The following is a 25,006-nucleotide window of genomic DNA, read 5'->3' as shown; positions in this document are numbered from 1 at the left end:
TTAACAGATCGGTACATCCTGGTATTAATATGTACAGATCGGTAAACCTTTGCAAGTCTTATTTGGATGTATTTCCGTGTTCCCTTGAAGGTTGTCTAAACGGCCCTAGCGTATTATGTACTGATCTGTACACTCAGGAGCCCGTAAATGCGCCCAAACAAACGCGATGAACTGGTTAGGAAGGCTTTGAAGGTTTTTTATCGGTACGGCTTTCACGCCACTGGCATGGATAAACTTGTGGTTGAAACGGGTGTGTCCAAAACCTCGATGTACAAACACTTCCGAACCAAAGAGGACCTGATTCTCGCGGTTCTGAAATTGCGTGATGAAGAGTTTTGCGAAAACCTTTTCCGCCGTATGAACGAGCTTGCGGACACGCCTGCCGGTCAATTGCTTGCCAGTTTTGACGCGTTGAACGAGTGGTTCCACGAGAAAGAATATCGCGGATGTATGTTCATCAAGGCCGGAGCAGAGTTTCAGGATGTGGCTCATCCGATCCACAAGCAATCGGCTGAGCATAAGAAAATTATTCTGAATTATTTGACTGACCTGGCGCGCAAGACCGGGGCGCGCGACCCGGACGACCTGGCCTGCCAGATTTTTCTGTTGCAGGAAGGCGCAATTGTGACGGCGGTTTTTCTGAAGTCCTATGAACCGGCGCAGCATGCCAAGGCCGCTGCAGAGGTTTTGCTGAACGCCGCCCTGGCCTGAACCGGCTAATATCTCTGAAAGAACGTTGCGTTTCCGGGCGTTGGTTGGATTGGATTGCGCCGCCTTCAACGCTAATTTGACCGCAACAAGATTTTGGGGAGAAAGCCGTATGACGCTGTTTACCGCGACCGCAAGTTGGGTGACCGACGAACACCGAATGTTCACCGAAATGGCAGACCGCTTCATGGAAGATGAACTGGTTCCCAATATCGACCGCTGGATCGAAAACGGAGCGGTGGACCGCGACATGTGGCGCAAGGCCGGTGATATGGGCCTGATGGCCGGTGCGATTCCCGAAGCCTATGGCGGTGTAGGGGGCGGAATCGGTTTTGATGCTGTCACGATGTACGCGCAGTCTTCGCACGGCGACTCTGGCTGGGGATACGCGATCCAGTCTATTGTCGTCCATTACATCAATGCCTACGGCAGCGAGGATCAAAAGGCGAAATGGCTGTCGAAACTCGCATCAGGTGAGATGGTCGGCGCACTGGCCATGACTGAGCCCGGAACCGGCTCGGATGTACAGGCCATTCGTACGACTGCTGACAAGGATGGCAACTCCTACCGTTTAAACGGGTCCAAGATTTTCATTACCAATGGACAATCTGCGGATTTGATCCTTGTGGCGTGTAAGACCGACAAGACGCTGGGTTCCAAGGGTGTTTCGCTGATCGCCGTCGAAACCGAAGGTGCCGAGGGTTTCCGCAGGGGGCGTAACCTGAAGAAACTTGGCATGAAAGCCAATGACACCGCCGAGCTTTTCTTTGAGGACGTGAAGGTTCCGATGACCCATCTGCTGGGCGCGGAGGAGGGTCAGGGCTTTTATCAGATGATGAGCCAATTGCCCTGGGAACGTCTGACTATCGGCATCGGCGCGCTGGGTGCGATTGATTTTGCAATTGCCGAGACGGTGAAATACACGCAAGAGCGCAAGGCCTTCGGGCAGCGGGTGATGGATTTCCAGAACACCCGGTTCAAACTGGCAGAATGCAAAACCAAGGCAGAGGTCCTGCGCAGCTTTGTCAATGATTGCATCGCGCGGCTTGAGGCCGGAGTGCTTGATGCAGCGACGGCGTCGATGGTGAAATACTGGGGGTCGGAGGTGCAGAATGAGATCATGCATGAGTGCCTTCAGCTCTTTGGTGGCTATGGCTACATGATGGAATACCCGATTGCTCGCCTTTATGCGGATGCGCGCGTTCAGATGATCTACGGCGGTACGAACGAAATCATGAAAGAGCTTATCGCCCGGTCCTTGGATACTTGATTGAGCCGGGTGGTGCTCCCGCCCGTCGTCACTGTTTCTTGCGAAACATCTCCTCCCGTTGGGCCGGGCAGACGCGGGCAAAGCACGCGCCTGTCTGGCCCACCTGCTGTCCGCAGGACGCAAGGCCGAAGGCCGCGCAGTGTTTTAGGCGATCTTTGATTTACGAGACCACGGCCTTATCAATCTGACCTTGCAGCCAGGTGCGGAACGAGCGGAGAGGTTCGGATTCGGCGCGGGATTGTGGCCAGACAAGATAGAAATTCCCAAGACTGACGCCCGGACCATGCCATGCGGGAACGAGCCGTCCTGCTGCAAGATCGGCCTCGATCAGGTAGCTGGGCAGCAGCGCTACGCCCAGCCCGTGGATGGTGGCTTGCCCCATGGTCGAGAATTGATCGAACAACATGCCATGTATTCCGCTCACCATGCGCCCCTGCGCGGCAAACCATCTTTCCCAGGCGTCCGGGCGTGTCTCAAGGTGCAGCAGAGGGGCGGTGGTCAGCCAGTCGATGTCATCCGCGTCATCGGGCAACAGTTCGGGTGAGCAAACCGGCAGCACATCTTCGCGCATTATCGGAAGGTAGTTTACCCCGGCCCAGTCCCGTTGACCAAAGTGAATTGCTGCGTCGAAACGCTCAGATTCGAAATCGAAAGGCCGAAGCCTTGTATTCAGGTTCACGGTGACTTCGGGGTGGCGGCGGGCGAAATCCTGAAGACGCGGGGCCAGCCAGTGCATGCCAAATGCGGGCAGGATCGACAGATTCAAGGACCCGCCGGTCGGGTTGGCCTTGAGTTTCAGTGACGCCTGCGCCAGCTGGTTCAGAGCAGTCCGGGCGACTTGTACATATTCTTTCGCTGCCGGGGTCAGATGCAGACGCATCTGGCTGCGCTGGATCAGATCCACACCCAACTGTTCCTCCATCGACTTGAGTTGCCGGCTGATCGCGCTTTGTGTCAGCGATAGCTCTTCGGCGGCGGCTGAGGCGCTGCCAAGGCGGTCGACCGCCTCGAGGGCGAGCAAAGAAGGGATCGAAGGCAGAAACCGACGGGGGGCAATCATATGATGAATCCTCATACCTTTCGAATGGAATATCACTGGCAATTGCCGGGTGCCAGCCCGATACAAACACAGGTTTTTCTTTTGGCTGGCCGGTTGAGAATGCAGGCGGTATCCAAGATAGAATTGCCGTACTCATGCCGTAGTAGACCGGGGGACAGGCCATGGATCGCGCTCAGATCGTTCACGAAAACTTCCTGACCCGTGTCGCAAAACGCGATTTCCCGGACGGAGTTGCCCCAAGGCCGGGTCTGACCAACCCGGATGCAGTATCACTTTATCGATCTCAGGTCCTCAGCCGGGCATTGGATCGCACCAGCCGCGCAATGCAAAAAGCGGGGCAGGGGTTTTACACGATCGGCTCATCCGGGCATGAGGGGATGGCCGCGGTCGCGCATGCGCTGCGCCCCACGGACATAGCATTTCTTCACTACCGGGACGCTGCGTTCCAGATCGCCCGGGCCGAACAGGTGCCCGGCCAGCAGATTGCCTGGGACATGCTGCTGAGTTTCGCATGCTCGAAAGAAGACCCGACCTCGGGCGGACGGCACAAGGTGCTGGGGTCCAAAGCGTTGATGATCCCACCGCAGACCTCAACAATCGCCAGTCATCTGCCCAAGGCGGTTGGCGCGGCCTATAGTCTGGGTGCGGCCCGGAGGCATGACCCCGAGCATCGGGAGTTGCCAGAGGATGGGATTGCGATCTGTTCTTTTGGGGACGCATCAGCCAACCATTCGACGGCCCAAGGGGCGATCAACACCGCCGGTTGGACCAGTGTGCAGTCGACACCGTTGCCCCTGCTGTTCGTGTGTGAAGATAACGGGATCGGTATCTCGGTCAAAACCCCGAAAGGCTGGATACAGGCATCGATGGAGCATCGACCGGGGATAAAGTACTTTCAGGCCAACGGGCTGGACATCTATGAAACCTATGCCGTTGCGCGTGAGGCGTCCGAATATGTGCGGACGCGCCGAAAGCCCGCGTTCCTGCACCTGAAAACCGTACGGCTTTACGGCCATGCTGGCGCGGATGTTCCGACCACCTATCTTTCCAAGGCGGAGGTCGAGGCCGATGAGAACAATGATCCTCTGCTGCACTCGGTCCGCCTTCTGGATCAAGCAGGCGCGCTGTCGCCCGAGCAGGCGCTGAAAATTTACGAGGACACCTGTGCGCGCACCGATCGTGTTGCGGCGCAGGCAGCAAAACGCCCGCATCTGGCCAATGCCGCCGAGGTGATGGCCAGCCTGATCCCACCAAAACGCGTCTGTAAACCGACCAACGGCCCAAGTCCTGAGGCGCGCGCAAAGGCATTTGGCGGAGACATGCGCGCGATGGACGACCCACAACCCATGAGCCGCCTCATCAACTGGGCTCTGACCGATCTGATGCTGGAACACCCAGAGATTGTCTGCATGGGCGAAGACGTTGGTCGCAAGGGCGGCGTTTACGGCGTAACCCAGAAACTGCAACAGCGGTTTGGCCCGGACCGGGTGATCGACACACTGCTGGATGAGCAGTCCATTCTGGGTCTGGCGATTGGTATGGGTCACAACGGGTTCATCCCGATCCCCGAAATCCAATTCCTTGCCTATCTGCACAATGCCGAAGATCAGATCCGGGGCGAGGCCGCGACCTTGCCGTTTTTTTCGAACGGGCAGTTCACCAACCCGATGGTGCTGCGGATTGCCGGGCTGGGCTATCAGAAGGGGTTCGGTGGGCATTTCCACAACGACAACTCTCTGGCCGTGCTGCGCGACATTCCCGGTGTGGTCATCGCCTGCCCATCGACCGGTGCGGACGCCGCCCGGATGCTGCGTGAATGCGTGCGGCTGGCACGTGAGGAGCAGCGGGTTGTGGTGTTTCTGGAGCCCATCGCCCTTTATCCGATGCGCGACCTGCATGAGGCGCAGGATGGTGGATGGATGACGACCTACCCCTCGGCGGATCGACGTATAGAGTTGGGAGAGGTAGGCGTGCACGCAGACGGAAACGATCTGGCCATCGTGACCTATGGCAATGGGCATTACTTGTCCAAGCAGGCGCTGCCTGAACTGGAAGCGGCCGGTATAAAAGCCCGCATTATCGACCTGCGCTGGCTTGCGCCGTTACCGGTTGATGCTCTGCGCGCGGCCATAAAGCCCTGCGCGCATGTCCTGATCGTCGATGAATGCCGTCGAACCGGCAGTCAGTCCGAGGCGCTGATGACCTTCTTTACGGAAGAAAACCCATCCACCCCAATCGCGCGTGTCGTGGCCGAGGATAGTTTTATCGCAACCGGCCCGGCCTATGCCGCCCCGTTACCCTCCAAGGACGGCATCGTTGCTGCCGCGCTTAAGCTAACCGGAGGCCGCGTATGACCCGAACCGCCGTTGTCATCTGTCCCGGTCGGGGCACTTACAACAAGCCCGAACTTGGCTATCTGCACCGCCATCACGCGCAGCGGATGGACCTGTTTCACAGCTTCGACGCCATTCGCGCCGAGGCAGGGCAAGAAACCGTGACTGCGCTTGATGGTGCGGATCGTTATACGGTGAGCAAGTATTCTCGCGGGGATGTGGCCTCACCCCTGATCTATGCGGCATCGCTGGCGGATGCGCAGGCGCTGGGCGATGATATCGAGGTGGTCGCTGTCACGGGCAATTCGATGGGCTGGTACATTGCTCTGGCGGCGGGTGGCGCGTTGTCGCCGCAAGACGGGTTTCGTGTTGTGAATACAATGGGAACGCTGATGCAAGAGCAGTTGATCGGCGGGCAATTGGTTTATCCGTTCGTTGGCGACACCTGGCAGGCGGATGCCACCCGAAAGGCCGAACTTCTGGCACATGTGGCGGATATAGACGCAACCGACGGGTGTGATCTGGCCTTATCCATTGATTTGGGCGGGATGCTGGTGCTTGCCGGGAATGAGGCGGGGCTGAAGGCCTTTGAGGCCGCGCACCCCACGGTGCAGGATCGCTTTCCGATGCGGCTTGCCAACCACGCGGCATTCCACACCTCATTGCAGACACCGGTTGCAGAAAAAGGCCGATCGCGGCTGAGCCCCGATATGTTTGGTCAGCCTGACCTTCCGCTGATCGACGGGCGCGGCAAAATCTGGTGGCCGGGCGCGACGGATAAGCGGGCGCTTTGGGATTATACGCTTGGCCATCAAGTGACTGAAGCATATGACTTTACGCGCGCCGTTCAGACGGCCGCGCGCGAGTTTGCACCAGACCTGTTCATCGTCACCGGCCCCGGCGCGACTTTGGGCGGGGCGGTGGCGCAGTCTCTGGTTCTGGGTGATTGGCGCGGGATGTCCGACAAACCGGCTTTTCAGGCGCTGCAAGAGGCAGAGCCCTTCCTGATATCAATGGGTCGCGCGGATCAAAGGGCACTTGTCACCGGCTGATCCAGCCCTGATGATCCGTGCCAATTCAAGGAGTTCAGCGTGCCTGACCACGACCAATCCCTGTGGTTGAAAACCTGCCGAGAGCATGTGGAAAGCCACCCCCTGACCGATGATCTGACGGTTGATCTGGCCGTGATCGGCGGCGGCTACACTGGGTGTTCCGCGGCATTGACGGCGGCGCGCTCCGGGGCTTCAGTGTGCTTGCTTGAGGCGCAGGATATCGGCCATGGCGGGTCAGGTCGAAACGTTGGATTGGTGAATGCCGGGCTTTGGTTGCCGCCTGCTGATATTCGAGCGCGTCTGGGTGATGAAGCCGGGGATCGCCTGATCGCCCTTTTGGCAGCGGCTCCGGCAGAGGTTTTTGACCTGATCGAACAAAACGGCATCGACTGCGCGCCCGTGCGCAACGGGACACTGAACCTTGCACATTCTGCTTCAGGGCTGCGTGACTTGCAGAAGCGCCAGGGACAACTCAGTGCGACCGGCGCACCGGTTGAACTGCTGTCGACGCCACAAGCGGCGCAACGTACCGGTAGCGCGGCATTCTACGGAGCGTTGTTCGATCCACGCGCCGGTACGATCCAACCGCTTGGCTACGTCCGTGGTCTGGCCCGTGCCGCTGCTGGGGCAGGGGCGCAAATTATTTCGCACTGCCAGGTTGAAACCATGCAATTCGACCGAGGGATTTGGACGCTAAAAACGCAGCAGGGTAAAGTCCGCGCCAAATCCGTGATCCAGGCTACCAACGCGTATCATCAGGGTCTTACGACCTCATCCCCGGACTACGTGCCAATTTACTATTTCCAATTTGCAACCTCTCCTCTGCCGGAAGAATTGCGCGCGGGTATCTTGCCGGGGGGTGAGGGGTGTTGGGACACCGGGCTGATCATGACCTCTTTCCGTCTGGATGCCGAAGGACGCTTGGTGATCGGAGCCATGGGTGATCTGGGGCATGCAGGCCGTTCCGTGCATACGGCATGGATCAGGCGCAAACTTGCCGTGCTCTATCCGCAGCTTGCAGCGCAGCCGCTGACTGAGGGCTGGCACGGGAGGATTGCCATGACCTTGGACCACATCCCCAAGATCACGCAAATCGGTCCCAGTGCTTTGTCTGTGCACGGCTATTCCGGTCGCGGAATTGCGCCCGGCACCGCGTTTGGCCGATTGATGGCCGAGAGCCTGTTGCAAAACGACCTGTCCAAGCTGCCCGTGCCTGTGGCATCAGAATATCGCGAAAACTGGACCGGCCTGCGCCGTGCCTATTTCGAGGCGGGTGCCACATTGATGCATTTTGTCAAAACGCGCTTCTGACTAGCCGCGCGCTCACTCTTGAAGCGTGCCCGCGATAGCCTCGATCCGATTGCGCAACCAGCGATGGGCCGGATCATTGGCTGAGCGCTGATGCCACACCATGTAGATCGCAACGGGCTCACATTCGAACGGCAGTGGGGCACACTCCAGCGCCGCCAGCGGCCCGCGTTTCATAAGCGCCGTGTCGGTTGAGATCAGGTCGCTGCCTTTCACAAATGACGGGATGGCGTTGAAATGTGGAAGAATGACGGTAGGTGGCCTGATCTGGCTTTGATCCACACCGCGCATTACTGCGCGGGAACTGCGCCCGTCGGCAAAGCGCACCTCGACATGATCTGCCTGACAATAGGCGCGCCAACTGTCAGGCGGGCTGCGCTGATCGGCGTCGTAATAGATCATGAGTGGACTGATCAGAACGCGTTTCTGAAAGATATCCGGCCCGTCTGGCGGCAGCGGGGTCAACATCAACTGGCACCGGTCATTGCGCAGCAGGTCCGCATGGGGAACACCCGACGGAATAAAACTCAACCGCAGGCGCACGCCTTCGCGCCGAGTCGTTTGCAACAGCGATGGAAAAATTAGCTCGCGCGGCATGTCGTTGGCTGCGATCTGGATGTTAATTTCTTCTGCCAGCGGGTCGAACGGGCGGTCATCGGTCAGGCCCCGCATCCCGTCCAACACAATCTGTACCGGCTCTTTCAGCGACAAGGCGCGCTCGGTTGGCATCAACCCGTGACCCGAACGTACAAACAGGGGATCACCCAGCACCCGCCGCAACTTGGCCAGCGTGTGGCTGATCGCCGATTGCGTCACGCCAAGCCGATCGGCGGCTTTTGAAACAGAGCTTTCCTGAAGAATGATCAGGAATGTGCGCAGGACCTTGCCGTCCAGGTCAGTGAAATCAATTTTGCTCATACCGTCTATGACTATTCATGAGTGGATTTACTGTTCATGGCGCATTAGGTGACATTCAGCAAGCAGGAGGCACGCGATGGGGGTCCGCTTTTTCTCGGACAAGAACCGGCCGGTCCATATGGGCCAGTATCCGTTAGAGCGGTTGGCGCGACAGGCCCATATGCCAGACCTGTCTCATGCGCGCGTTATGCCAGAGCTTAGTTTTCACCGACCGGATCAGCCGCATAGTATCGTCAACGCGATGGGTGAGTTTCAGGCGATGCTGGACACGATCCGCGATGGGTTTGTGAACCCGGTCGTCTCGGAGATTCCGCAAGACCCGTCCGAACGCTCCAATCACCTCAAGGCGTTTGGCTACTTCAACGACGCGTCCATGATGGGGTGTGGTCCCGTTCCGCCCGAGGCGTTGTTGTCGGAACCGCGCCGCAACCCTGATATCGACCGTTTGGCGCACGCCTTGAAAACGCGGCAGACCAAGACGCTGGCCTCGGGGATTGATCTGATCATGGCCGACCTGAAGGAAAGCATGGAGGCCGCGCCTAGGCCGATGGACGCACATAAGCATGCCATCGTCTTCCTGTACGAACACAACCGCGACCCGGACCCGGACGAGCCCGGAGCCGAATGGATCATGGACGCGCAGGATCACCGTGCCTGTTTGCTGGCCGCTGAAAACGCGGTGGTGATCGCAAATTATATCCGCTTGCTGGGCTTTGACGCGCGGGCGCACACGGTGATGTCGTCCGAGGTTGATCTGGGCCGGCTGGCTGTGGCGGCGGGTCTCACCTCGGTCGAGGGTGACGACATCGTCGCCCCGTGGCTAGGCAAACGGTTCGGACTGGCCGCCGTGTCGACCGAGATGGACATCGCGCATGATCAACCTTTGCAGCCCATGGCGCAACAGCCGTGGTTTCGCACGCAGGGGCCAGCGTGGTGGGTGGGGGCAGGCTTTGCCAAGAACGCGCTGAATCGCGACCCCTATGCCAAGCGGCGCTATGTGGATGGGGCGCATCCGTTCGAAAAGCTCAAGCGTGTTGACAGGCCAACAACCTATATCGACGAAGAAAATGTTGCGCGCGTCCCCAAGCGCGCGGATATGTTCGCCCGCGCGCAGTTCGGTGACATGGGCAAGCCGTTACAGAACGCCGCCAAGGGCGGGTATTACGTACGCAAAGCCGCCCCCAGTTTTGCACAGCGCCGCGCGCTGGGCGCATTTGTTCTGCTGCAGGACGGAGAGAGTGCGGACACCACGCGCCCGTCGTCTGACGCCGAACGCAACGCAGCGAATATCAAGGCAGCAACCTATTTCTTGGGCGTCGACGCCGTGGGTCTCAGCCGATGTCCGCAATGGGCGTGGTATTCCCACGATGCCGCGGGGGAAGAGATCATTCCACCTCATGATCAGGCCATCAGCATGATCATCGACCAGGGGTATGAAACGATGGAAGGCGCCAGCGGTGACGACTGGATCAGCGTCGCCCAATCCATGCGCGCCTATCTGCGGTTCTCGCTTCTGGGCGGGGTGATCGCGCAGCAGATCCGCAACCTTGGGTACAAGGCCAAAGCTCATACCGTGATGGACGGAGAGGTGTTGCAACCGCCCCTGCTGCTGCTGTCTGGGTTGGGTGAGGTCAGCCGGATCGGAGAGGTCATTCTGAACCCCTATCTTGGCCCACGCCTGAAATCCGGTGCGGTCACGACCGATATGCCAGTGGCGCACGACAAACCGATCGACTTTGGTTTGCAGAGCTTTTGCGAAAGTTGCAACAAATGCGCGCGGGAATGTCCTTCGGGCGCGATCACTGCCGGGCCGAAACTTATGTTCAACGGCTATGAAATCTGGAAGTCCGATAGCCAGAAATGCGCGACGTACCGTGTGACCACACCGGGTGGGGCGATGTGCGGCCGGTGCATGAAGACATGCCCCTGGAACCTTGAGGGCATCTTCAAGGAACGTCCCTTCCGCTGGGCGGCCATGAACATTCCGCAGGCTGCACCTGCTTTGGCGCGGCTGGACGATGCCGTTGGGAATGGTGGTCTGAACGACACAAAGAAATGGTGGTGGGATATCGAGCTTCAGCCAGACGGGTCATACCGCCCGACAACCCACCCGCTAAACCGGCGTGATCTGCAAAAGGATCTGGATCTGAAATATGAGGACCAGACACTGGCTGTGTATCCCGCCTATCTGGCACCGCACCCGTGGCCCTATCCATTTGCCATGGACCGAGAGGCCGGGATTGCCGCGTATCAGGCGATGGTGACAGCCGAGGAGTACAAAGCCCGTAAGGCAGCCGGAGATTTGTCGGTCATCCACCGCTATACCATCGCCGGGGACGCGCCAGTCATGAGGGTTGCCGTTTCCAAGGTCGACAAGATGACAGCGGATGTGACCAAATACGAATTCTCCACCCTTGATGGCACACCGTTGCCCGCATGGACCGCTGGAGCACATCTGGACGTGCTGGTCGCCCCGGAATTCCTGCGGCAGTATTCCATGTCCGGCGATCCGTCTGATCCGTCCGTTTATCAAATCGGCGTCTTGCGCGAGGATGAAGGGCGCGGAGGTTCAGCCCTGCTGCACCGGATTTTCACCGAAGGGCGCAAGGTCTTCATCTCGAAACCCATCAACCATTTCGAGTTGGATGAGACGGCCACCAAGACCTTCCTGATGGGCGGTGGAATCGGTATCACCCCTATGATCGCCTTCGCCCACCGTTTGCACAGTTTGGGAAAAGAGTTTGAGCTGCACTATTCCGCCAGCACCCGCGCCGGCGCTGGCTATCTGGACGATCTGGCCGCGATGCCCTGGGCAGATCGCGTGCACTTCCACGTCTCGGACGAGGGGACACGGGCCGATCTGGATCAAATCCTGTCGGGCTACCGGGCGGGTTGGCACGTCTATACCTGCGGCCCGGACCGTTACATGGACGGTGTGATGCAGGCCGCAGACCGGCAGGGCTTCCCCGAGGATGCGCGACATCTGGAGTATTTCTCGGTTCCGGAACAGCCGGACTATGAAAACCATCCGTTTATTCTGAAACTGGCGAAATCGGGCCGGGAATTGAAGGTGCCTGCCGACAAAGATGCGGCACAGGTCCTGAACGATGCAGGTATTCACGTGGATGTAAAATGCGCAGACGGTATTTGCGGTGTGTGCAAATGCGGTGTGTTATCCGGTGAAATCGAACACCGCGATTTTGTACTGTCCAACAAACAACGCGAAAGCGCAGTTATCCTGTGTCAGAGCCGAGCAGCACAGCCGGATGGCGTGATAGAGCTTGACCTTTGACGCAAGGTTTGGAAACGACATTCTGTAACGCAAGATTTGGTCGTTCCTGCCATGGACGCCGGTAGCTTGCTGTTCTAACGTCCCTCTGGACCCAGTGAACCCTGATTAACAGGTGCGAGGAAATTCATGAACTATCACAGCCCAGCCAGCTTTGCCGAGGCGTCGGCTCTGGCCGCGAACGCGACGGGCATCACACGGTTTCTGGCGGGCGGCACAGATGTTCTTGTGCAGCTGCGCTCGGACGTTGTGACGCCTGATACGCTGATCGACATCAAGAAAATCGACGGTGTACACGACATCACCCGTAACGCCGATGGCAGTTGGACGCTGGGTGTTGCCGCCACCGGTGCCGAGATGACCGAGCATGCCGATCTTGGCCGTGACTGGCCCGGTCTGGTCGAAGCGATGGACCTGATTGGATCAACGCAGGTGCAGGGGCGCGCAACGCTGACCGGCAACCTGTGCAATGGCTCACCGGCGGCGGATTCGGTGCCGGCAATGATTGCGGCGGGCGTGACTGTCACGGTGACTGGGCCGAGTGGAGACCGCGAGGTGGCTGTAGAAGACGTTCCAACCGGCCCCGGTAAAACGTCGCTGGCAAAGGGTGAGGTAATCTCGGCGATCAATATCCCCGCGCGAGGTGAGAATGGCGGCGACGCCTATCTACGCTTCATCCCGAGAACCGAGATGGACATCGCCGTCGTTGGTGTTGCTGTGAACCTGCGTCTAGACGGGGACATAATCACCGAAGCCCGCGTGTCGTTGGGGGCGGTCGCGCCGACCGTTCTGCTGGTCGAAGACTGCGCCAAGGCCATCATTGGCAGCGCATTGGATGACGCCGCGCTGGATGCGTTGGCCGCTGCGGCCTCTGCCGCCTGCAATCCAATAGACGACAAGCGCGGCACGATCGCATTTCGCACCGAGGTCGCTGGCGTTCTGGCCAAGCGCGCCGCGAAAATCGCCTATGCCCGCGCCAAGGGAGAACAAGCATGAGCAAGCTCCACGTATCCACCACCGTCAACGGAGACACGGTCGAATTCCTGTGTGATCCGCGCGAAACCCTGTTGGACTGCCTGCGCGACAAGCTGAACCTGACCGGCGCAAAAGAAGGGTGCGGCACCGGCGATTGTGGTGCCTGCTCGGTTACTGTTGATGGTCGTCTGGTCTGTTCCTGCCTGGTGCTGGGTGTCGAAGCGGACGGTAAGAGTATCGAAACCGTCGAGGGCATAGCGGACGGCGACATCCTGCATCCGCTGCAGAAGAAGTTCATCGAACATGCCGCGCTTCAATGCGGTATCTGCACGCCGGGCATTCTGGTGGCGGCCAAATCGCTGTTGGAAAAGAATCCCAACCCGACCGAGGAAGAAACCCGGTATTGGCTGGCGGGAAACCTTTGCCGCTGTACCGGTTATGACAAGATCATTCGCGCCGTGATGGAAACGGCGGAAGAACTGCGGGAGGCTTCGTAATGGCGCTCGACGATCGCAAATCCGAATTCACATTCGTTGGCACCCGTCCCGACCGTCCTGACGGGCTGGACAAGGTCACAGGTCGCGCCAAGTTCGGGGCGGATATGTCCGCGCCCGGTATGTTGCACGGTGCGATCCTGCGGTCGCCTCATGCGCATGCGCGGATAGTAAAGATCGACACATCGAAGGCCGAGGCGCATAAGGACGTCAAAGCCGTCGTCACCCGCGCAGATTTCGCTGACGTGCCTTTCAAACCCGGTTTGGAAGGTGAATTCTGGAACGTTCTGGAAAACGTCATGGCGGGCGAAAAGGCTTTGTATGACGGGCATGCGGTGGCGGCTGTGGCGGCATCCTCTGCGCTGGCGGCACGTGATGCGCTAAAGCTGATTGAGGTTGAATATGAGGTCCTGCCGCACGTCACGGATGTTGACAAGGCGATGGCCCCCGATGCGCCGGTGATCCGCGAAGGTGCGGCAGATTACTCTGTCCCCGAAGGAATGCACCCAAACGTCGTTCGCTATCACGAAAGCGGCCACGGTGATGTTGAGGCGGGCTTTGCCGAGGCTGACCTGATCATCGAAGACAGCTTTGTCACTGAGGCGACCCACCAAGGCTACATCGAACCACACGCCTGTCTCGGCATGCTGGGCAATGATGGCAAGGGGGAGCTGTGGTGCACCACTCAGGGCCACTGGATTGCGCAAAAAACCTGCGCTGCATTGCTGGGAATCGAGACGTCGCAACTGCGTGTGACGGCCTCGGAAATTGGCGGTGGCTTCGGCGGTAAGACAACCGTGTTTATCGAGCCTGTCGCGCTGGCGCTCAGCCGCAAGGCCAACCGTCCGGTCAAGATCGTCATGACCCGGTCCGAAGTCTTCCGGGCAACCGGCCCGACCGCGTCTGCCTCGATGGATGTCAAAATCGGCATGAAGAAGGACGGTACGATTTCGGCGGCTCAGGGCGTGTTTCGCCTTCAGGGTGGGGCGTTCCCGGGTGCGCCGGGTGACATGACCGCGATGTGTGCATTTGCGCCTTACAACCTGACCAACGTCAAGCAGATTGGCTATGACGTCATGTCGAACCGGCCAAAACAGGCCGCTTACCGCGCGCCGGGTGCGCCCATGGGGGCGTTTGCGGTGGAATCCGTGATTGATGAGTTGTGCAAGAAGCTGGGCCTTGACCCCGTTGACGTCCGCCTGAAAAACGCGGCTCATGAGGGTACAAAGGCCAGCTATGGCCCGCGTTATGAGCGGATCGGTCTGGTTGAAACGCTTGAGGCCGCGAAGGCGCATCCCCATTACACGGCACCGCTGAAACCGGGGCAGGGGCGCGGAATCTCGTGCGGGTTCTGGTTCAACCATGGTGGTGAGACGTCTGTTTCACTGGCACTGTCCGAGGATGGCTCGGCGCAGTTGATGGTCGGCACGCCTGATATTGGCGGTTCGCGCGCCTCTATGGCGTTGATGGCGGCTGAAGTGTTGGGCATTCCCTACGAAAACATCCGCGTGACCATCGCCGACACCGCGACGCTGGGCTATAACGACGTCTCACACGGCTCGCGCGTGACATACGCGTCGGGTCTGGCGACGATCAAGGCCGCGAAACACGCGGTCGAGAAACTGTGCGAACGCGCGGCAGCCAAGTGGGATATTCCGGTTGAAGCGGTGAAGTGGGAAAATGGCTGCGCGGTGCCTTCTGGGCCAAACGCGGGCGATTTCGATCCGATGCCACTGGCGGATATTACGGCCGATATGGGCCGCACCGGGGGTCCGATCTCGGGCCATTTTGAGGCCACCCCGGAAGGTGCGGGCGTGTCCTTTGGCACCCATATCGTCGATGCTGAGGTTGATCCGGAAACCGGCAAAACCTCGATCACGCGCTACACTGTGATTCAGGATGCAGGCAAGGCGATTCACCCGACCTATGTCGAGGGTCAGTTTCAAGGCGGTGCCGCGCAGGGCATCGGCTGGGCGCTGAATGAAGAATACATCTATGGCGAAGACGGTCGACTGCAGAACTCGATATTCCTTGACTATCGCATCCCGGTCGCAAGTGACTTGCCGATGATCGACACGGTTATCGTCGAAGTGCCAAACCCCGGCCATCCGTTTGGTGTGCGGGGCGTGGGCGAGACGGGCATCGTGCCACCCTTGGCCGCCATTGCCAACGCGGTATCCAACGCGGCGGGCGTTCGGATGAAGCAACTGCCGATGTCGCCGCCACGCATTCTGGCCGCGCTCAAGGACAATAATGGTTGAAGTCCACCTCTGGTCCGGTCTCCGGTCTTTGACCGGGGGCCAGCAGGTGGTGGAGGTTGAGGCCAAAACCACCGGTGAGTTGCTTCGCGAGCTGGTAAGGGCGCATCCGCAACTGCAAGGGCCGATTGATGCGGGCGTCTCAATAGCGATCGACGGCCGCGTTATTGCCAGCGGGCTGACGGAAACCATCCCCGAAGGCAGCGAAGTCTATCTTATGCAGCGGCTGCGAGGCGGCTAAGCCTTTGGCGACCACGGCTCGCGGCCGACCATACGGTCGGCTTCGGCGGTGATGTCGTTCATATGCTGCTCAAGGCTGAGGCGCAGCTCTTCGATCTGCTCGTCTGACGCTTTGCGCGGTACGGTTTCCGTCCATTCCCGGCACAGAAAAACACCTTTGTTCCGCCACGGGCGCGGCAACAGCAAACGGTCCCATGTCCCGGCTTCTTTGGCATGCTGCGCAGAAAACGTGATCCCGAAAATGCGTTTGCCCGAGGTGCGCGCCCAAACCAGAGGCACCGTGGACAGTACCCGTTCAGGTCCGCGTGGTCCGTCTGCGGCGATCCCGATGGAAATCCCCTCTTTCATCTTGCCCAGAACTTCGCGCGACACAGCAACATTGCTTTTGTGTTTGCTGGCCATGGCGATCGTGTCCATGCCGAACAGTTTCTGCACCCGCCCCACCATACTGCCCGCCCGCGCGGATGAGGTGATCGAGCAGATGCGCCCTTTATCCAGCGGAAAGAAATAGGGCGACTGCGCCAGTCGCTGATGCCACAGCACCACGATGACAGGTTCACCCTGTTCAACAAGCTGGTCCAGGTCTTCATAGCCGATACGCTGCCAACTGGTGTTGCGATTGACCAGCCGGATATAGCCCGCAATCCGGCGCGCGGCCCAGTTCAGAACGGCTTCGCTGTCGGCGATCTTTTTGCGGATGCTCACAGATTGGTCCCTCGTGCTGACCGAACCGTGTCTTATAGAACTCAACGCGCGGCGCAACTTGTTTGTCACATGCAGAAGTCGGGCAGAATCTGAAAAAGCCTCTTGAGTCCGCCGCGCGGCTGGCATATCTGAGGCGCATCTTAGGGGTATAGCTCAGTTGGTAGAGCGACGGTCTCCAAAACCGTAGGTCGCGGGTTCGAACCCTGCTGCCCCTGCCATTTCAACCAATCACAAAAAATCGGTGCCAGCCTGTCAACTCTCAGGGCTATGCTTTTTGGCGGTGTGCGAGTAACTTCCTTGCCGCGCAAAATCATTCCATAGAGAAAACCGGAATGGTGCCAGCCTATAGGTCGATCTCGGTTTCCTACAGCGGCGGAATGGCATATGGTTCCGTGTATTGCGAACACGCGTAAGAGGACCCATGTCGCGCTTCGACGGATATTTCCTGCGGCAATTGCTGATTCTGTTTGGCTTTTTCACACTGGTTCTGGTCGGCGTGTTCTGGATTACCCGATCCGTCAGCCTGTTTGACCGTGTCATCAGTGGCGGACAGTCCGCCATGGTATTCCTTGAGTTTTCGGCGCTGACCCTGCCGACGCTGATTCGGACCGTAATGCCGATGGCGGTTTTCGCCGCGGCTGTTTATGCCACCAACCGCCTCAGCCGCGAAAGCGAGATGACGGTGATGCTGGCCACCGGCTCCAGCCCCTGGCGTTTGGCGCGTGCGGTGTTTCTGTTCGGCCTTGTGGCGGGTCTGATGATGGCGGTCATCAGCGTCTTTCTGCGCCCGGCATCGGTTGAGCAGCTTGAACAGCGTCAGGCAGAAGTCGCCGGGGACGTGACCGCGCAACTACTCAACGAAGGGGAATTCCTGCACCCTACCTTCGGCGTGACGGTCTATATCGGTGGCATAGATCTGGATGGTACACTGTCCGAGGTTTTTGTCTCGGATCGGCGGGACGCGCTGAACCCAGTCAGCTATTCCTCGAAAACGGCCTATCTGGTGAATAATGAAACCGGTATTCACCTGGTGATGCTGGACGGAATCGCACTGCGGCTGGATCGGCAAGACCGAACCTTGTCTTCGACCCTGTTCGAAGACGCGTCTTATGACATCTCCGCGCTTGCCAACACGAATACAATGTCCGAGCGTAGCCTTGAGGCGATCCCAACTATCGAACTCCTGCGGGATCGTGATGCGATTAGCACGGCCGAGGGCTTTACCACGGGCGAATTGGTCGATGAATTGCATCAGCGGTTCTCATGGGTTGCCATTTGCGTCGCCGTGGCGCTTGTCGGTTATGCAACCCTGATGTTGGGAAGCTTTTCACGCTTTGGCCTCTGGCCGCAGGTTCTTGTGGCCTTCACCATTCTCGTTTTGCTTGAAGGCGTTCGGGGCTTTGTTTCCCCGGTCGTGATTGATGAACCTCAGCTATGGATGCTTTTGTACCTGCCAGCGGCTATGGGCATTGGCATCTCGTGCCTGTTTTTGTTGGTGGCCGGGCGGCCCTTGATGCGAAGGCGCCACCGGGACACGCAAGGCACGGTTGCGCAGGTTTAGGATCCTGAACGCAGGTCGGTCAGACAGGTCAGGATATCGTTGCTGGTGGAACTGCCCCGTCGCGTCACGAGGTAGAGCGGCAGCATGAGGTCGACGCTGCCTGCCACGGGGATCAGATCGTTGGAACGCAAGTGGTCTCTGATCACGTATTCGGGGAAATAACCGGTGCCACCCCGCCGCAGAACATAGCGCAAAGCCATCAGGCAGTTCCCCAAGAACACGGTTTGGCCGGCTGCCTGCCGCGCGGCAGAGCGCACGTGGTCCTGATAGACCTCGCCCAGTTCCAGATTGACGAAAACGGGATCGTCCGCAGCCGGGGTTTTCACAAGCAACAGACGCTCAGGGTTCAGTTCATGTGATTCAATGCGCGAGTCATTTGGTTGTTCGTGAGTGAGAGCGGCATCAAGAACATGGGTGGCAACCGCGTCGATCATATTCAGGTCGTGATCAAAGTTCAGCGTCAGCAGAAGTTGGCCAAGCTTTTGTTCAAACTGCACGGCAAGATCGACCAGCAATGGGTCCCAGATACTCAGTTGTGCGCCAAGGCGTAAAGCCACTCGGTTCTGTGTCTGCGCGGGCAGATCGCGTGCTGCAAAAGACCACAGCGACACCATTTGCTCTGCATAGGGCCGGAACTGCCTGCCGAATTCGGTCAGGTTGGTACCGCCTGCGCCGCGGGTGAACAGGGGCTTGCCGGTTTCTTCTTCGATTTGCCGAATACGCGCGCTGACCGCTGTCTGAGTTACGTTCATTTTGCGCGCGGCGGCGTGGAAACCGCCCGTATCAGCAACGCACAGAAAGGTTTCAATTGCTTTGAGTTGCATGCTGAAAGTATTTTTTCATCGTTCTGATAAAATCAATTCATTTTTTTGAGTATTCGATCTGCATTATGCTGTCGCCAGCAGACTAGCCAAAGGACCACGCCATGCTGGACAAAAGCCACAAACCCACCTGGACCAGTTTTGAAGAGGCAACGAGGGCCGATTGGGACGCCGTGATGGAGTATGAAGAGGCTTATAATGCCGCTTTGCCCGATCGGATTCTGGACGCGATCCGGTCTTTGGATGAGGACTGGACGCCCTATCCGGTGAACCGCTATCAACACAGTTTGCAAGCCGCCACGCGAGCCTATGAGGATGGTGCGGATGAAGAACTGGTTGTCGCAGCCCTGATCCACGACACTGGCGACATCCTTTCACCCTACAATCACGGCGAACTGTCGGCGGCGATGATGAAGCCGTATGTCAGCGAGAAAACCTATTGGATTCTAAAGCACCACTGCGTGTTTCAGGGTTACTACTACAACCATCATCTGGGCGGTGATCGCAACGCCCGCGACAAGTATCGCGACAGTCCCTATTGGGAGGATTGCCGCTATTTCTGCCATGAATACGATCAGAAAGCCTTTGACCCGAACTATCCAACCAAACCGCTGGACTTCTTCGAACCCATGTTGCGTCGCGTCCTGAACAAGGGCGAGGGGCATATGGAGTTGAACGAAACGGCCGAAGATTAACAGGCGGCCATCAGGCGATACACGATTTGCGCCGCGGTAAAGTCCCAGGCGGCATTGCCGTCGGGGGCCAACTCGACCACGTCAAAGCCCACACATGTGCGGCCTTTCAGAGCGTGTTCGACCAATCGCAGCGCCTGATAGTACCCCAATCCGCCCGGTACAGGGGTTCCAGTGGCAGGCATCAGTGACGGGTCCAAACCGTCTACATCGAAACTGACGTAAACCAGCTTGGGAAAGTCCTCGGGCAGGTCGATGGCATGGATGCCGCCTGTGACCAGTTCTTCGGCATCCACATGGAAAACATGGTTTTTCAGGCGGCTCTGTGCCTCTTCGGCGGAAAACGCGCGGACGCCGAACTGGGCCAGGCGGATGCCTTCCTCGGCCAGTAGATGCATCACCGATGCGTGCGAGTGTTTTTCGCCCTGATAAGCGTTGCGTAGGTCGGCATGGGCGTCGATCTGGACAATACCAATCGGTTGAGTCAGGGCACGCGCAACGCCCATCACCGCACCGTAGCTAAGCGAATGCTCTCCACCCAGTGTCACCGGGACTTTGCCCGCACGAACGGCAGCCTCGGTCCGCTGGGCGAGGCGGGCCATCACGTCGGGCATGGTGCCGGTGCAATCCAGCGGTTTTTCGGTGAATATCCCCTCGACGCAGGGTTCAGCATGGCCGGTGATGCGTTCAAGTTCATTGCTGGCCTCGATGATCGCGCCTGGGCCTTTGGCGGTGCCAGACCCGTAAGAGACGGTCCGCTCCAGCGGCACAGGGATTACCCGGAACCGGGCGTCTTCTGTACGCTCAGATGCGGTCAGTTCACTATCGAGGAAAATGCTCATGAGAGTCTGACCTTGAAGTCGTCATAGCCGAATTGTTTGACGATTTTCAGTTCGTCCGTTTCGCTGTTCCACAGCGCGATGGTTGGCAAGGGAACACCGTTGAATGTGTTGGTTTTGACCATCGAATAATGCGCCTGATCTAGAAAGGCAAAGCGCTGTCCGATTTCCAGCGGTTTGTCCCATGTGTAATCCCCGATCACGTCGCCCGCCAGACAGGATGGACCACCCAACCGATAAGTGTGGCCCGCGTGGGCCTCATCCATCAGGGCGGGGCGATAAGGGGCTTCGATCACGTCGGGCATGTGGCAGGTTGCCGAAATGTCGGTGATCGCAAGGTTCATGCCGTTGGTCGGCAGGTCGAGGATTTCGCCGATTAGAATGCCTGCGTCCAACGCGATGGCCTCGCCGGGTTCCAAATAGACATCGACGCCGTATTTCTCTCGGATGGTCTGGATAAAGGCGACCAGCCCGTCGCGGTCATAGTCCTCTCGGGTGATGTGATGGCCGCCGCCGAAATTCAGCCATTTCAACTGTCCGATATAAGGCGCGATTTTGGGTTCAACGGCCGCCCACGTGCGCTGCAAGGGGTCAAACCCCTGTTCACAAAGCGTGTGCATGTGCAGACCGTCGACACCGCGCATCGCCTCGGCGGTCAATTGCCTGACCGGTGTGCCAAGCCGCGAGCATGGGGCGCAGGGATCGTATTTTGGAATCTCGCCCTCGGAATGTTCCGGATTGATACGCAGACCGACCTGAACGCCCGCCGCATGCGCCTTGGACTGAAAGCGAGCCTTCTGGGCCGGAGAATTGAAGATGATGTGGCCAGACAGCGAAAGGATTTCATCTATATCGGCGTCTTTGTACCCGGCGCAGAAGGTTGCGACTTCGCCACCGTATTCTTCGCGACCCAAACGAGCCTCATAGATGCCGCTGGCGCAGGTTCCGCCCAAGTACTGGCGCACCAAAGGGGCTAGCGAGAACATCGAAAACGCTTTGAGCGCGCTTAGGATATGCGCACCGGATCGGGTGCCGACATCTGCAAGGATGCGTAGGTTCCGCTCGACAGCTTTCTCATCAACCACAAAGCAAGGCGAGGGCACGCGGTTGAGGTCGAGATTGCGGAAGGCGCCGGCGTCTCCGGCCTGTGTGGTCATCATGTCGGACATGTCCGGCGTCTCCGATTGTGGAAAGGCCGGGGGGGCTCTGCCCCCCGAACCCCCCGGGATATTTTTGGCCAGATGAAACAGGGCGGCCGTGCAGACCGTCCTGGGCGATCAGAATTCGACCGGGCCGTCGAGCTCGTGGACCTGCCAGGGCAGGCCATGTTCGTTCAGCATATCCATGAAGTCATCGGGGTCGAGCTGTTCCATGTTCCACACACCTGGTTCGGTCCAGTTGCCTTTCAGCACCTGCGCCGCGCCGATCATAGCGGGGACGCCGGTGGTGTAGCTGACGGCCTGGCTGCCGACTTCGGCATAGCATTCCTCGTGGTCGCAAATGTTGTAGATGTAATAGGTCTTCTCGCCTGACCCGTCCTTGGCCTGACCCGTGGCGATATCGCCGATACAAGCCTTGCCCTTGGTTTCCGCGCCCAGATCGCCCGGATCAGGCAGCAGGGTTTTCAGGAACTGGATCGGAATGATCTCTTTCCCGTCATGCATCACCGGATCGATCCGGGTCATCCCGACATTCTGCAGCACTTTGGCGTGGGTGATATAGGCGTCCCCGAAGGTCATCCAGAACCGCGCGCGCTCGATCTCGGGGAAGTGGGTCGAGAGCGATTCCAGTTCCTCGTGATACATCAGGTACATGTTCTTCGGCCCGATGGCGGGGAAGTCGAACTCGACCTTGTGGGTCATGGCGGGGGAGTGTTTCCATTCGCCACCTTCCCAGTGGCGGACCTCGGCCAGAACTTCGCGCAGGTTTATTTCCGGGTTGAAGTTGGTGGCAAATTCCTGATCGTTCGAGCCGCCATTGGCGTCCAGCACGTCGATCTGCCGGATCGTATCCAGCTTGTGTTTTTTCAGCCATTTGGCGAAGACGGATGTCACGCCCGGATCAAAGCCCGACCCGAGGATGGCGGTCAGGCCGGCCTCTTTGAATTTGTCTTGATAAGCCCATTGCCAGTGGTATTCGAACTTGGCTTCATCCTCGGGCTCATAGTTCGCGGTGTCGAGATAGTGGATGCCGGCCTCAAGGCACGCGTCCATCAGCACCAGATCCTGATAGGGCAGGGCGAGGTTTACGAGGATTTCGGCGCCTGTTTCCTTGATCAGCTTGACCGTGTCGGCAACTTTGTAAGCATCTAGTTCGGCGGTCTTGATATCCACGCCCACGCGCTCTTTCACCGATTTGGCGATCGCGTCGCATTTTGCCTTGGTTCGGCTTGCCAGAGTGATTTCGGTAAAGATGTTCGAGTTCATTGCCATCTTGTGCACGGCGGCGTGCGATACACCGCCCGCGCCGACAACCAGTGTTTTACCCATGGGAAAAATCTCCTTTCGCCGTGGTTATTCGTAATAGGTGTACCCGTTGATCGAGTCGCGATACGCGCCCATCAGGGTTTTGCGATCCTTGGCCATCAGAGTACCGGTCGAGATCGCCTCGTCCACCATTTTGCGGAACGCGGCAACACAGTCCTGTGGGTCGAATTCGACATATGACAGGACCTGGCTGATCGTGTCGCCCTCTTGTTCATGCAGCAGGTCAAAGCCACCGTCAGGGCGCAGGTCGATGGTGACAACGTTGGTGTCACCGAATAGGTTGTGCAGATCACCCAGCGTTTCCTGATAGGCACCGACAAAGAAGACGCCCATGAAGTATTCATCGTCTTCGGGCAGGGAATGCACCGGCAGGCTGGGCGACACACCGTCGGCCAGGATAAACCGGTCGATCTTGCCATCGCTGTCGCAGGTAATATCGGACAGAACCGCACGGCGATCAGGTGTCTGGTTCAGGTTCTGAAGCGGCACGATGGGATGCAACTGGTCGATGGCCCAGACATCGGGCAGCGATTGGAACAGCGAGAAGTTGCAGTGGTAGATATCGGCCACTTGCTCAAGCTGCTCGTCCACATCGGTTTCCAGACCGTCAGTTGCAGCCAGCGCCTTGAGGCGGGCCATGAGTGACAGGTAGATGCGTTCGGCGCGGGCCATCTGGCGCAGGTCTACGTATCCTCGCCGGAACAGGGCGCGTAATTCGTTGCGATAGAAAGTGGCATCGTTCCAGCATTCCTGCAGCCGGTCGCTGCTGAGGTACCCATGAACAGCCGCCAGATCGGAAACAAGATGGTGATCTTCGGCCTCCACCCTAGGGCCGTTTGGTGCGTCATAAAGGGTGCTTTCCAGCACGTTGAAGACCAACATCGAAGATGTCGCCACCACTGCGCGCCCGCTTTCGGTGACAAGCGTGGGATGGTCCACTTCGGCCTCATCCATTGCATAGGCCACGGTTTCGACCACATTGGCGCAGTATTCCTCGACCGTGTAGTTGATTGAGTTCTCGGCCGCCTTTTTCTCGCCGGTGTAATCGACACCCATGCCGCCACCAAGGTCCAGATGCGTCAGCGGCACGCCCTCGCGCGTCATTTCGGTGTAGTAGCGACACGCCTCACCCACGGCGCGGCGCACATCGTTGACGTCCTGCACCTGAGACCCAAGATGTGAGTGCTGCAATTTCAGGCAATGCAGCAGACCTGCTGCTTGCAGCTTATCGATCGTGGCGACAAGCTGGTCTGTGTTCATGCCAAAGGCCGAACGGTCGCCCGAGCTTTCTTCCCACTTACCGCTGATCTGGTTGGTCAGCTTCACCCGTACCCCGATCAGGGGTTCGATGCCCAGCTCATTATAGACCTCGATCACCGTATCGGCCTCTTTCGGGCTTTCCAGTACGATGACCGTGTTGAAACCGATCTTGCGGCTGAGGATTGCCAGTTGGATGAACTCGGCATCCTTTACACCGTTGCACACGATCAAGGCCTCGGGGGCCAGGCGATGGGCCAGCGCAACCACGAGTTCGGGTTTGGAACCAGCTTCCAGACCGTAATTGTACTTTTTCCCGAATTCGACGATGCGGTCGACGACCTGGGCTTGCTGGTTCACCTTGATCGGGAAGACGCCGCGATAGTTGCCTTTGTAGCCGACGCGCGCGATGGCGTCGCTGAAGCTTTCGTTCAGGTGTGCGATCTCGTGTTGTAGATAGGATGACACACGCAAAACCATTGGTGCCTTGATGCCGCGCTGGTCCAGATCACGCAGGATACCGGGCAGGCTGATCGCCGCCGCTTCGGGTGCCATGGGATTGCGCAGACCGATTTCCCCATGTTCGGTTACCTCAATGAGGCCTTTGCCCCATTTATCAACCCCGTAGATGGAATGCGGTGCGTCGGGCGTCTGTTTCAAGCAAGTCAGTCCTTAAAGTGAGGGTGCCAATTCAGCGCCCGCCAATACGGCAGCAGTTTGATTCTTCCAAGTGTAATCTA

At 58.6% G+C, this 25,006-nt stretch carries 20 protein-coding genes and 1 tRNA gene; 13 read left to right on the top strand and 8 right to left on the bottom strand.

The window, feature by feature from the left end:
* The first annotated feature begins 147 nt into the window (after positions 1 to 147).
* Both AVO44_RS16815 and AVO44_RS16810 read left to right on the top strand, forming a co-directional pair.
* The gene (locus tag AVO44_RS16815) at positions 148 to 711 is read left to right on the top strand and encodes a TetR/AcrR family transcriptional regulator (RefSeq protein WP_068339371.1); all 564 of its coding nucleotides are present in this window, start codon (positions 148 to 150) and stop codon (positions 709 to 711) included.
* A 109-nt stretch (positions 712 to 820) separates the two neighbouring features.
* Entirely contained in the window at positions 821 to 1,978 is a 1,158-nt protein-coding gene (locus AVO44_RS16810; protein WP_068339368.1) for an acyl-CoA dehydrogenase family protein, read from the top strand.
* 160 nt (positions 1,979 to 2,138) lie between these two features.
* Here AVO44_RS16810 and AVO44_RS16805 read toward each other — a convergent pair whose 3' ends face one another.
* Complete coding sequence (locus tag AVO44_RS16805; RefSeq protein WP_068339365.1) at positions 2,139 to 3,038, bottom strand: LysR substrate-binding domain-containing protein; 900 nt, start codon at positions 3,036 to 3,038, stop codon at positions 2,139 to 2,141.
* 161 nt (positions 3,039 to 3,199) lie between these two features.
* Between AVO44_RS16805 and AVO44_RS16800 the strand changes: the two genes are divergently transcribed.
* Genes AVO44_RS16800 through AVO44_RS16790 form a run of 3 tightly spaced genes read left to right on the top strand, consistent with a single transcriptional unit; the run spans position 3,200 to position 7,734 of the window.
* Positions 3,200 to 5,392 (top strand): dehydrogenase E1 component subunit alpha/beta, encoded by a 2,193-nt coding sequence (locus AVO44_RS16800; RefSeq protein WP_068339363.1) that lies wholly within the window; start codon positions 3,200 to 3,202, stop codon positions 5,390 to 5,392.
* Complete coding sequence (locus AVO44_RS16795) at positions 5,389 to 6,423, top strand: ACP S-malonyltransferase (protein WP_068339361.1); 1,035 nt, start codon at positions 5,389 to 5,391, stop codon at positions 6,421 to 6,423. Before AVO44_RS16800 ends, AVO44_RS16795 begins: the two co-directional genes overlap by 4 nt.
* 39 nt (positions 6,424 to 6,462) lie before the next feature.
* A complete protein-coding gene (locus AVO44_RS16790; protein ID WP_068339359.1) occupies positions 6,463 to 7,734 on the top strand; it encodes an NAD(P)/FAD-dependent oxidoreductase in 1,272 nt (423 codons plus the stop codon).
* 12 nt (positions 7,735 to 7,746) lie between these two features.
* On the opposite strand, the gene AVO44_RS16785 is transcribed toward AVO44_RS16790, so the two are convergent.
* On the bottom strand, positions 7,747 to 8,649 hold the full coding sequence (locus tag AVO44_RS16785) for a LysR family transcriptional regulator (RefSeq protein ID WP_068339356.1): 903 nt from the start codon (positions 8,647 to 8,649) through the stop codon (positions 7,747 to 7,749).
* A gap of 76 nt (positions 8,650 to 8,725) precedes the next feature.
* Here AVO44_RS16785 and AVO44_RS16780 point away from each other — a divergent pair, with 76 nt between their 5' ends.
* The 5 genes from AVO44_RS16780 to AVO44_RS16760 all read left to right on the top strand — a co-directional run bounded on the left by AVO44_RS16780 (position 8,726) and on the right by AVO44_RS16760 (position 15,906).
* A complete protein-coding gene (locus AVO44_RS16780) occupies positions 8,726 to 11,941 on the top strand; it encodes a reductive dehalogenase (RefSeq protein WP_068339353.1) in 3,216 nt (1,071 codons plus the stop codon).
* Between the two features lie 126 nt (positions 11,942 to 12,067).
* Complete coding sequence (locus AVO44_RS16775) at positions 12,068 to 12,934, top strand: FAD binding domain-containing protein (protein WP_068339350.1); 867 nt, start codon at positions 12,068 to 12,070, stop codon at positions 12,932 to 12,934.
* Positions 12,931 to 13,410 carry a (2Fe-2S)-binding protein gene (locus AVO44_RS16770; protein WP_068339347.1) on the top strand — a complete coding sequence of 160 codons (480 nt, stop codon included), beginning with the start codon at positions 12,931 to 12,933 and terminating at the stop codon, positions 13,408 to 13,410. The genes AVO44_RS16775 and AVO44_RS16770 overlap by 4 nt, the downstream gene beginning before the upstream one ends.
* Positions 13,410 to 15,668: a xanthine dehydrogenase family protein molybdopterin-binding subunit gene (locus tag AVO44_RS16765; protein WP_068339344.1), complete on the top strand. Its 2,259-nt coding sequence runs from the start codon at positions 13,410 to 13,412 to the stop codon at positions 15,666 to 15,668. The genes AVO44_RS16770 and AVO44_RS16765 overlap by 1 nt, the downstream gene beginning before the upstream one ends.
* Complete coding sequence (locus tag AVO44_RS16760; RefSeq protein WP_068339341.1) at positions 15,661 to 15,906, top strand: MoaD/ThiS family protein; 246 nt, start codon at positions 15,661 to 15,663, stop codon at positions 15,904 to 15,906. Before AVO44_RS16765 ends, AVO44_RS16760 begins: the two co-directional genes overlap by 8 nt.
* On the opposite strand, the gene AVO44_RS16755 is transcribed toward AVO44_RS16760, so the two are convergent.
* Positions 15,903 to 16,610, bottom strand: coding sequence for a lysophospholipid acyltransferase family protein (locus AVO44_RS16755; RefSeq protein ID WP_068339337.1), 708 nt, complete (start codon positions 16,608 to 16,610; stop codon positions 15,903 to 15,905). The genes AVO44_RS16760 and AVO44_RS16755 overlap by 4 nt on opposite strands.
* Before the next feature lie 142 nt (positions 16,611 to 16,752).
* On the opposite strand from AVO44_RS16755, the gene AVO44_RS16750 reads away from it, so the two are divergent.
* A tRNA-Trp gene (locus tag AVO44_RS16750) sits at positions 16,753 to 16,828 on the top strand.
* Positions 16,829 to 17,031: 203 nt separating this feature from the next.
* Complete coding sequence (gene lptF / locus AVO44_RS16745; protein ID WP_068339330.1) at positions 17,032 to 18,171, top strand: LPS export ABC transporter permease LptF; 1,140 nt, start codon at positions 17,032 to 17,034, stop codon at positions 18,169 to 18,171.
* On the opposite strand, the gene AVO44_RS16740 is transcribed toward lptF, so the two are convergent.
* Positions 18,168 to 18,995, bottom strand: a complete 828-nt coding sequence (locus AVO44_RS16740; RefSeq protein WP_068339326.1) for a LysR family transcriptional regulator — start codon at positions 18,993 to 18,995, stop codon at positions 18,168 to 18,170. The two genes, lptF and AVO44_RS16740, sit on opposite strands and share 4 nt — an antisense overlap.
* A gap of 101 nt (positions 18,996 to 19,096) precedes the next feature.
* Between AVO44_RS16740 and AVO44_RS16735 the strand changes: the two genes are divergently transcribed.
* On the top strand, positions 19,097 to 19,687 hold the full coding sequence (locus tag AVO44_RS16735) for an HD domain-containing protein (protein WP_068339321.1): 591 nt from the start codon (positions 19,097 to 19,099) through the stop codon (positions 19,685 to 19,687).
* On the opposite strand, the gene speB is transcribed toward AVO44_RS16735, so the two are convergent.
* The 4 genes from speB to speA all read right to left on the bottom strand — a co-directional run bounded on the left by speB (position 19,684) and on the right by speA (position 24,926).
* Entirely contained in the window at positions 19,684 to 20,526 is an 843-nt protein-coding gene (gene speB / locus AVO44_RS16730; protein WP_068339318.1) for an agmatinase, read from the bottom strand. The genes AVO44_RS16735 and speB overlap by 4 nt on opposite strands.
* Positions 20,523 to 21,692 carry a carboxynorspermidine decarboxylase gene (gene nspC, locus AVO44_RS16725; protein ID WP_068339311.1) on the bottom strand — a complete coding sequence of 390 codons (1,170 nt, stop codon included), beginning with the start codon at positions 21,690 to 21,692 and terminating at the stop codon, positions 20,523 to 20,525. Before nspC ends, speB begins: the two co-directional genes overlap by 4 nt.
* Positions 21,693 to 21,800: 108 nt before the next feature.
* A complete protein-coding gene (locus AVO44_RS16720; RefSeq protein ID WP_068339308.1) occupies positions 21,801 to 23,012 on the bottom strand; it encodes a saccharopine dehydrogenase family protein in 1,212 nt (403 codons plus the stop codon).
* 24 nt (positions 23,013 to 23,036) lie between these two features.
* Complete coding sequence (gene speA / locus AVO44_RS16715; RefSeq protein WP_068339304.1) at positions 23,037 to 24,926, bottom strand: biosynthetic arginine decarboxylase; 1,890 nt, start codon at positions 24,924 to 24,926, stop codon at positions 23,037 to 23,039.
* Positions 24,927 to 25,006 lie beyond the last annotated feature (80 nt).

This window comes from Ruegeria profundi (assembly GCF_001507545.1).
Classification (GTDB): domain Bacteria; phylum Pseudomonadota; class Alphaproteobacteria; order Rhodobacterales; family Rhodobacteraceae; genus Ruegeria; species Ruegeria profundi.
The sequence above is the reverse complement of the archived record's forward strand: the minus strand, read 5'-3'. Positions and strand labels throughout refer to the sequence as shown.